General features: G+C 75.1%; 1 protein-coding gene. It reads right to left on the reverse strand.

From position 1 onward, the window contains the following. Positions 1–47 precede the first annotated feature (47 nt). Positions 48–9,233, reverse strand: a complete 9,186-nt coding sequence (locus ACQP2H_RS19495; RefSeq protein WP_433228388.1) for a type I polyketide synthase — start codon at positions 9,231–9,233, stop codon at positions 48–50. Positions 9,234–9,262: the final 29 nt, after the last annotated feature.

Raw genomic sequence — 9,262 nt, forward strand, 5'->3', positions numbered from 1 at the left:
CTTCCGCCCTTGGTCGTCAGATGGGGTCGGTCGGTGTGCCCGTCGGGTCATTCCAGGGAGATGCCGAGTTCGCGGTCGACGAAGGCGTAGACCTCCTCCGCCGAGGCGTCGGCGAGTTCCGCGTCGACGTTCTCCCCCGCTGCGGCGGGCTCGTCGAGCAGGGCGAGGATGTCCTTGAGCCGGGCCCGCGCCGCCGCCCGTGCCGTCGCGGCGAGATCCGCGGCGAGCACCTCGGCGTGCAACCGGTCCAGCCCGCCGAGCACCGCCGGGCCGGTGTCCCCGGCCCCGTCGGCGAACCGTTCCGCCAGGTAGGCGGCCAGTTCGGCCGGGGTGGGGTGGTCGAAGACGAGGGTGGCGGGCAGCCGCAGCCCGGTCGCCGTGCCGAGCCGGTTGCGCAGGTCCACGGCGGTCAGCGAGTCGTAGCCGAGGTCCCGGAACTGCCGGCCCGGGTCGACGTCACCGGCGGTGAGCCCGACGACGGCCGCCACCTGGCCGCGTACCAGGTCCAGCAGGACGGGGTCCCGGTCCTGCGGCGGGAGGGCGGCGAGGTCGACGGTCGGGGTGACGGGCACGCCGGTGGACCGGGCGGCGGGGACGAGGCCGCGCAGCACGGCGGGCAGCGCGTCGCCCTGCCCCCGCAACGCCGCCGGGTCGAGGCGCAGCGGAAACACCCAGGCCCGGGGCTGGGCCAAGGCGACGTCCAGCAGGTCGAGGCCGTCGGTGACGGGGATGGCGGCCACACCGGAGCGGGCCATCCGGCGGAAGTCGGCCTCGGTGAGGTGCCCGGTGATGCCGCCGACGCCCTCCCACAGCCCCCAGGACAGGGTGGTCGCGGTCAGCCCCCGGGCGCGACGGTGGTGGACCATCGCGTCGAGGAACGCGTTCGCGGCGGCGTAGTTGCCCTGCCCGGGCGCGCCGAAGACCGACGCGGCGGAGGAGAACAGCACGAACGCCGACAGGTTCCGCCCGGCGGTCAGCTCGTGCAGGTGCCACGCCGCGTCGACCTTGGGCCGTAGCACGGCGTCGACCCGGTCCGGGGTGAGCGAGCCGAGCACGCCGTCGTCGGAGACTCCGGCCAGGTGCACCACGGCGGTCAGCGGGTGCTCGTCGGGGATGCCGGCGAGCAGCGCGGCGACGGCGTCCCGGTCGGCGGTGTCGCAGCCGACGACGGTGGCCTCCGCGCCGAGTTCGGCCAGTTCGGCGACGAGTTTCCCGACGCCGTCGGTGTCGGGTCCCCGGCGGCTGGTCAGCAGCAGCCGGGTCACGCCGTACCGGCGGACCAGGTGCCGGGCCAGGGCCGCGCCGATGCCGCCGGTACCGCCGGTGAGCAGCACGGTGCCGGACGGGTCGAGTGTGGTGCCCGGCCCGTCGACGGTCTCCAACCGGACCAGGCGGGGCACCAGCACCCGCTCGCCGCGTACCACGGCCTGGGGTTCGGCGGCGGCGACCACGGCGGGCAGCAACCGGCGGGCGGCGGCGGACCCGTCGAGGTCGACCAGCACGACCCGGCCCGGGTTCTCGGTGGCGGCGGTACGCAGCAGGCCGAGCGCCGCGGCCAGCGGCAGGTCGTGGGGTTCACCGCCGGCGGTCGGCACGGCGTTCGTGGTCAGCACGACGAGGGTACGGTCGTCGTCGGCGGCCAGCCATTCCTGGACCAGACGCAGTGCCCCGGTGGTGGCCGCGTGCGTGCGGGCGACGGTGTCGGTGCCGTCCGGGCCGGTCAGGGTCACCAGCCGGACCGGGCCGTCGGGGCGCTGCCAGGACGGCGGGTCGTCCCCGGCCACGCCGACGGCGACCTCGGTCCAGTCGAGCCGGTACAGCGACTCGTGGTGGGTGGGACGCAGCGCTCCGGCGGACACCGGCCGCCAGTCCAACCGTTCGGCGACGGCCACCGGTTCGCCCGTACCGTCGGCGAGGGTCACCGCCACCGCGGACTCGCCGACCGGGACGAACCGGGCGCGCAGCGCGGTGCCGCCGGGACGGACCACCCGCACCCCGCTCCACGCGAACGGCAGGCTCGGTTCGGCGGCGGTGAGGGAGTCGAGCATGACCGCGTGCAGGGTCGCGTCCAGCAGGGCGGGGTGCAGGGCGTACCCGGCGGCGTCGGGGCGGGCCGGTTCGGGGAGGGCGATCTCGGCGTACACCTCGGTGCCCCGTCGCCAGGCCCGGCGCAGCCCTTGGAAGGTGGGGCCGTACCGGTAGCCGGCGGCGGCGAGCGCCGGGTACGCGGCCGACACGTCGATCTCGGTGGCGTCGCGCGGCGGCCACTGGCGCAGCGCCTCCACCGGGCCGCCGTCGGGGGTGAGCGTGCCGGTGGCGTGGGTGGTCCACCCGGTGCCGCCGGCCGGCCGGGACCGGACGGTGACCGCCCGGCGGCCGTCGTCGGTGGGTGGGGCGACGGTGACCCGCAGGTCGACGGCCCTGCCCGCCGGCAGCACCAGCGGCGCGGCCAGGGTGACGTCGTCGACGCCGGCGCAGTCGACGCGACGGGCGGCGGTGACCGCCAGATCGACGAACGCCGTGCCGGGCAGCAGCACCGTGTCGAGCACGGCGTGGTCGGCGAGCCACGGGTGGGTGGTGGTGGAGATCCGGCCGGCGAGGGTCAGCCCGTCGTCGTCGACGTGTTCGACGAGCGCGCCGACCAGGCCGTGGTCGGTGCCGGTGAGGCCGACGGCGTCGACGCCGCCGGTGGGGCGGGCGGTGAGCCAGTACCGTTCCCGGGCGAACGGGTAGGTGGGCAGGTCGACCACGCGGGCGCCGCTGCCCCGGTAGCAGGCCGCCCAGTCCACCCGGTGCCCCCGGGCGAACACCTCGCCGACGGCGGCGACCAGGGTGGCCGCCTCGTCCCGGTCCCGGCGCATCGTCGCGGTGACCGTGGCGTCCCCGGTCAGCAGGTCGACGGTCAGCGGGGTGAGGGCGGCGTCCGGGCCGACCTCCAGCAGGGTGTCGACGCCGGTGTCGCGCAGCGCGGCGAGCGCGTCGGCGAACCGCACCGGTCGGGACACGTGGGCCACCCAGTGGTCGGGGTCGGTCAGGTCGGCGGGTCGCCCGGTCACCGTGGACACCACCGGAATCCGGGGCGGGTGGAAGGCGAGCCCGCCCACCACGGCGCGGAAGTCGTCGAGCATCGGCGCCATCAGCGGCGAGTGGAACGCGTGGCTGACCGTCAGCCGCCGGCCCGGCACACCGAGGGCGTCGGTCACCGCGGCCACGGCGGACGCGGTGCCGGAGAGCACCAGGGAACGGGGGCCGTTGACGGCGGCGATGCCCACCTCGGTGGTGAGCAGCGGCACCACGTCGGCCTCGGCGGCCCGGACGGCGGCCATCACACCGCCGGACGGCAGCGCGCCCATCAGCCGGCCCCGCGCGGTGACCAGGGTGGCCGCGTCGGCCAGCGACAGCACGCCCGCGACGTGCGCGGCGGCGATCTCCCCGATGGAGTGCCCGGCCAGCACGTCCGGTCGCAGCGACCAGGATTCCAGCAGCCGGAACAGGGCGACCTCGACGGCGAAGATCGCGGGTTGGGTGACGGTGGTGTCGTCGAGGCCGTCGCCGGTGTCGACGAGGTCGACCAACGAGCGGTCCAGGTGCCTGTCGCAGGCGGCGCAGACCTCGGCGAACGCGGCGGCGAAGACGGGGAAGGCGGCCCGTAGTCCCCGGCCCATGCCGACCCGCTGCGCGCCCTGCCCGGTGAACAGGAACCCCAGGTCGCCGGGGCCGGGCGTGACCAGCGGAAGGTCCCCGTCGGCCAGCGCCCGCAGGCCGACGGTGTCGGTGACCACCGCCCGCCGGTGCAGCGGCTGGCGGGTGGCTGCCAGGGAGAACCCGAGGTCGGCCGGGTCGACCCGGTCGGCGACGGTGAGCAGGTCGGCGGCGACGGCGCGCAGGCCGCGTTCGTCCCGCCCGGTCACCACCCACGGGGTGACCGGCGGCGGGGTCGGGGGTGCCGGGTCGGCGGTCGGCGGGGCGGCCTCGACGATCACGTGGGCGTTGGTGCCGCTGGCCCCGAAGGAGGAGATCGCCGCCCGGCGCGGCTCCGGACCGGCCGGCCAGGGGCGCTGCTCGCGGAGCAGCTCCACCGCGCCGCGCCGCCAGTCGACGAACGGGGTGGGTTCGTCGGCGTGCAGCGTGCGGGGCAGTACGCCGTCACGCAGGGCGTGGACGAGTTTGATGATCCCGGCCACCCCGGCGGCGGCCTGGGTGTGGCCGATGTTCGACTTCAGCGAACCCAGCCACAGGGGCCGGTCGGCCGGTCGCCCCTGACCGTAGGTGGCCAGCAGCGCTTCGGCCTCGATCGGGTCGCCGAGCCGGGTGCCGGTGCCGTGCGCCTCCACCAGGTCGACGTCGGTGGCGGCGACACCGGCCGTCCGCAGCGCCTCGGAGATCACGGCCTGCTGGGAGCGGCCGTTCGGCGCGGTGAGGCCGTTCGACGCCCCGTCCTGGTTGACCGCGGACCCCCGGACCACGGCGAGGATCCGGTGGCCGTGGCGGTGCGCGTCGGAGAGTCGCTCGACGAGCAGCATGCCCGCGCCCTCCGCCCAGCCGGTGCCGTCGGCGTCCGCGCCGAACGCCTTGCACCGCCCGTCCGGGGCCAGGCCCCGCTGCCTGCTGAACTCGACGAACGTGCCCGGGGTCGACATCACGGTGACCCCGCCGACCAGCGCCATCGTGCACTCCCCGGCGCGCAGCGCGTGCCCGGCCAGGTGCAGCGCCACCAGCGACGACGAGCAGGCGGTGTCGACGGTCAGCGCCGGGCCGACCAGCCCGAACAGGTAGGCGATCCGGCCGGCGACGACACTCGCCGCGTTGCCTGTCATCAGGTAGCCGTCGACGCCCTCCGGGACGCGGGTCATCGTGGTGGCGTAGTCGTTGCCGTTGCCCCCGGCGAACACCCCGACCCTGGTCCCGCGCAGCGACTCCGGGGTGATCCGGGCGTGTTCGACGGCCTCCCACGCCGTCTCCAGCAGCAGCCGCTGCTGCGGGTCCATGCCCAGCGCCTCCCGGCGGGAGATGCCGAAGAACCCCGGGTCGAACTCGGCCACCCCGGTCAGGAACCCGCCCTGGTCGGTGTAGCTGGTGCCGGGATGGTCAGGGTCCGGGTGGACCAGGTTGGCGAGGTCCCAGCCCCGGTCGGTGGGGAACGACGAGATGGCGTCGACACCGTCGAGCACGAGCCGCCAGAGCTGTTCGGGGGTGCGCACCCCGCCGGGCATCCGGCAGGCCATCCCGATGATCGCCAACGGCTCGTCGGGGGCTGCGACGGTGGTGGGGGCGTCGGCGGGGCGGGTTCCGGCGGCGGCGAGGTGCCCGGCCAGGGAACGGGCGGTGGGGTGGTCGAACACGACGGTGGTGTGCAGGTCCGTCCCGGTGACGGCGGCGAGGCGGTTGCGGATGGTGACCGCCGTCATCGAGTCGATGCCCAGCTCCCCCAGCGGCCGGTCGGCGGTGACCCGGTCGGTGTCCGGGTGCCCCAGGGCGACGGCGATCTCCCGGCGTACCAGGGGCAGCAGGTCGGCCGGGTCGACCTGCCCGGCGGTGGGCTCGGGCGGCGGGCCGACGTACCCGCCGAGCACGCCGCGTACGCCCGGGGGGAGGTCGGCGACGGCGAGGGTGGCCGGGGTGAGGGCGGCGACCACCACGGCGGGTAGCCGACCGCCGACCGCGCGCCGCAGCGCGGCGACGGCGGCGTCGGCCGGTGCGGCGTCCACCCCCGCCACCGGACGGTCGGCCGGGTCGGCCCAGGCCACGACGCTCGCGGTACGGCCCTGCGCGGCCAGCTTACGGGCGGTGTGGACGGCGACCGCGTGCCGCTGTCCCGCCGCCGGCAGGTCGGGCGCGCCGAGGACGCCCGCGAGCGGGGTGAGCAGCACGACGGTGTCCGGCCCGCCGGTGAGGTCGAGGGCGTCGGCGTCGATGCCCGGGTCGGCGTGCACCAGGGCGGTCACCTCCGGTCCGGCCAGTGCGGCGGGCAGGTCGTCCGGGTGCACCCGGCGGACCGTCGCCCGCTCGGCGGTGAGCAGGTCGGTGAGCAGGTCGACACCGGGGCCGTCGCCGGTGACCAGCACCGTGCCGTGTGGCGTCCACTCGGGCCCGCTGACGGGCACCGGGGTGAGTCGACGGGCGCGGGCCCCGCCGGGACGCAGTTCGAGGTGTTCGGTGACCGGGCCGGTGGCGGCGAGGGCGGCCACCAGCAGGGCACCGGTGCGCGGGTCCGGGTCGGCGGGCAGGTCGAGGGTGCCCCGCCAGGTGTCCGGCCACGCCCAGCCCAGGGCCCGGCCCCGGCCGATGGTCGCGGCGTCCCCGGTGATCTGCCACACCGGGCCGGTGCCGGCGGCGAGCACCGGGACCGGGTCGGCGGTGAGGGCGAGGATGCCGGTGACCGGGGTGCTGCCAGGGCCGTCGGCGACCTCGACCCGGGCACCGTGCCCGGTGAGCAGCTCGGCGAACGGACGCGCGTCGATAGTGCCGTCGGTGACGATGCGCCAGTCGCCGTCGAGGGTCGGGGCCGCCGGCAGGTCGATGCTGTGCCAGGTTTCCTGGATCAGGTACGGCTCGTCGCCGCGGCGTACGGCGTCGAGCCAGTACCGCTGGCGTTGGAACGGGTACGTCGGCAGGTCGACGACCCTCCCGCCGCCGTAGTACGCCCGCCAGTCGACCTCGTGCCCCCGCACCCACACCTGCGCCAACCCGGTCACCGCCGACGTCGCCTCGTCGAGGGTCGGGCGGAGCATCGGGATGCCGTCGGCCAGCAGGGACGACAAACCACCGTCCGCGCTCAACTCCCACCACGACCGGGGACCGGCAGCCTCGATCGCGTCGTGGAACCGCACCGGCTCACGCACCTGCCGCACCCAGTAATCCGGGTCCGCCAGATCCCCGACCTGCCCGGTCACCGTAGACACCACCGGAATCTGTGCCGGATGGAACGACAACCCCTCCACCACCGTGCGGAACTCGTCGAGCATCGGCTCCATCAACGGCGAATGAAACGCATGACTCACCGACAACCGCCGCTGTCGCACCCCCAACGCGGTCGCCACCGCCTCCGCCGCTCGCAGCGTCTCCCGCTCCGGACCGGCGATCACCACCGCCGACCGCCCATTCACCGCCGCGATGACCACATCACCCGACAGGAACGGCTCCACCGCCTCCACCGAAGCCCGCAGCGACACCATCGCTCCCCCGGCGGGTAGCGCGGCCATCAGACGGGCCCGCGCCGACACCAACGTCACCGCATCCTCAAGGGACAGCACCCCCGAGACGTGTGCGGCGGCGATCTCCCCGATCGAGTGGCCGACCAGGACCGCCGGGCGGACACCCCACGACTCGACCAGCCGGAACAACGCCACCTCCACCGCAAACAGCGCCCGCTGCGCAACACCCGTCCCCTCCAGACCAACCCCGGACGAGATCGCCTCCCGCACATCCGCACCCAACAGGTCACACACCTCGTCGAACACCGACGCGAACACCGGGAACGCCCGGTACAGACCCGAACCCATCCCCACCCGCTGACCACCCTGCCCCCCGAACACCAGGCCCAGACCGGCGGCTGGGACCGTCACCGGACCATCGCCTGCGGCCAGTTCCCGGATCTCCGGGATCAGCGACGCCGAATCCGCGACAGTCTCACCGTCGAGCAGCACCGCCCGCTCGGCGAACACCGACCGCGTCGACGCCAACGACCACCCCACATCCACCCCCGACACCCCAGCCACCGCCGACGGCAACCGCTCGACCAACTCCCGCACTCCGGCAACCGACCGCGCCGACACCGGCCACGGCGTCACCCCCACCGGCACCGACGAACCCGGCACCACCGCGTCCGGCTCCGGATCGTCCGGCTCCACCGGCGGCGGCTCCTCCACGATCACGTGCGCGTTGGTCCCACTGATCCCGAACGACGACACCCCCGCCCGCCGACGACCCCCCTCAGCCACCACCCACTCCCGCGACCCCCGCAGCACCTCCACCGCACCCGACGACCAGTCCACCAACCCCGACGGCTCACCCACGTGCAACGACCCCGGCATCACCCCGTGCCGCATCGCCAACACCATCTTGATCACCCCGGCGACACCCGCCGCGTGCTGCGTGTGGCCGATGTTCGACTTCACCGACCCCAACCACAACGGCTCCGACCGACCCTGCCCGTACGTCGCCAACAGGGCTTCCGCCTCGATCGGATCACCCAACCGGGTACCGGTGCCGTGACCCTCCACCACCTGCACGTCGGACACCGACACACCCGCCACCGCCAACGCCCGACGAATCACCCGCTCCTGCGACGGACCACTCGGCGCCGTCAAACCATTCGACGCACCATCCGAATTCACCGCACTACCCCGCACCACCGCCAACACCCGGTGACCCTGCCGACGCGCATCCGACAGGCGCTCGACCAGGAGCATGCCGGCGCCCTCGCCCCAGCCGACACCGTCGGCGTCGGCCGAGAACGCCTTGCACCGGCCGTCCGGGGCGATCCCCCGCTGCCGGCTGAACTCGACGAACGTGCCCGGGGTGGACATGACCATCACCCCACCGGCGAGGGCGAGGTCGCTCTCCCCGGTGAGCAGCGAGCGGACCGCCAGATGCAGGGCGACCAGCGACGACGAGCAGGCGGTGTCGATGGTGACCGCCGGGCCGGTGAGCCCGAGCTGGTAGGCGACGCGTCCGGAGGCGACGCTCGCGGTGTTACCGGTGAGCAGGTGACCCTGCACCTCGGGCGGGGCCTCGTGCAGGCGGGGGCCGTAGTCCTGGTCGGTGGCCCCGACGAACACGCCGGTCGGGGTGCCACGCAGCGTCGACGGGTCGATGCCGGCCCGTTCCACCGCCTCCCAGGACAGTTCGAGCAGCAGCCGCTGCTGCGGGTCCATGCCGAGCGCCTCACGGGGTGAGATGCCGAAGAACTCGGCGTCGAAGTCCCCCGCGTCGTGCAGGAAACCACCGGTGCGGGTGTACGTGGTGCCGGGGTGGTCCGGGTCGGGGTGGTAGAGCCGGTCGACGTCCCAGCCCCGGTCGGTGGGCAGCGGGGACGTCACGTCCACCCCGTCGGCGACCACCCGCCACAGGTCCTCCGGGCTGCGTACGCCGCCGGGGAACCGGCAGGCCATGCCCACGATGGCGATCGGCTCGGTGGCGCGTTCCTCCCATTCGCGCAGCCGGCCGCGCGCCTCGCGGGCGTCGGCGATGGCCCGTCGGAGGTACTCGCGCAGTTTGTCCTCGTCCGCCACGTCAGTCCACTCCCAGTCAGGCAGGGTCG

The sequence above is a fragment of the Micromonospora sp. CA-248260 genome, assembly GCF_050942205.1.
Lineage (GTDB): Bacteria > Actinomycetota > Actinomycetes > Mycobacteriales > Micromonosporaceae > Micromonospora > Micromonospora antibiotica.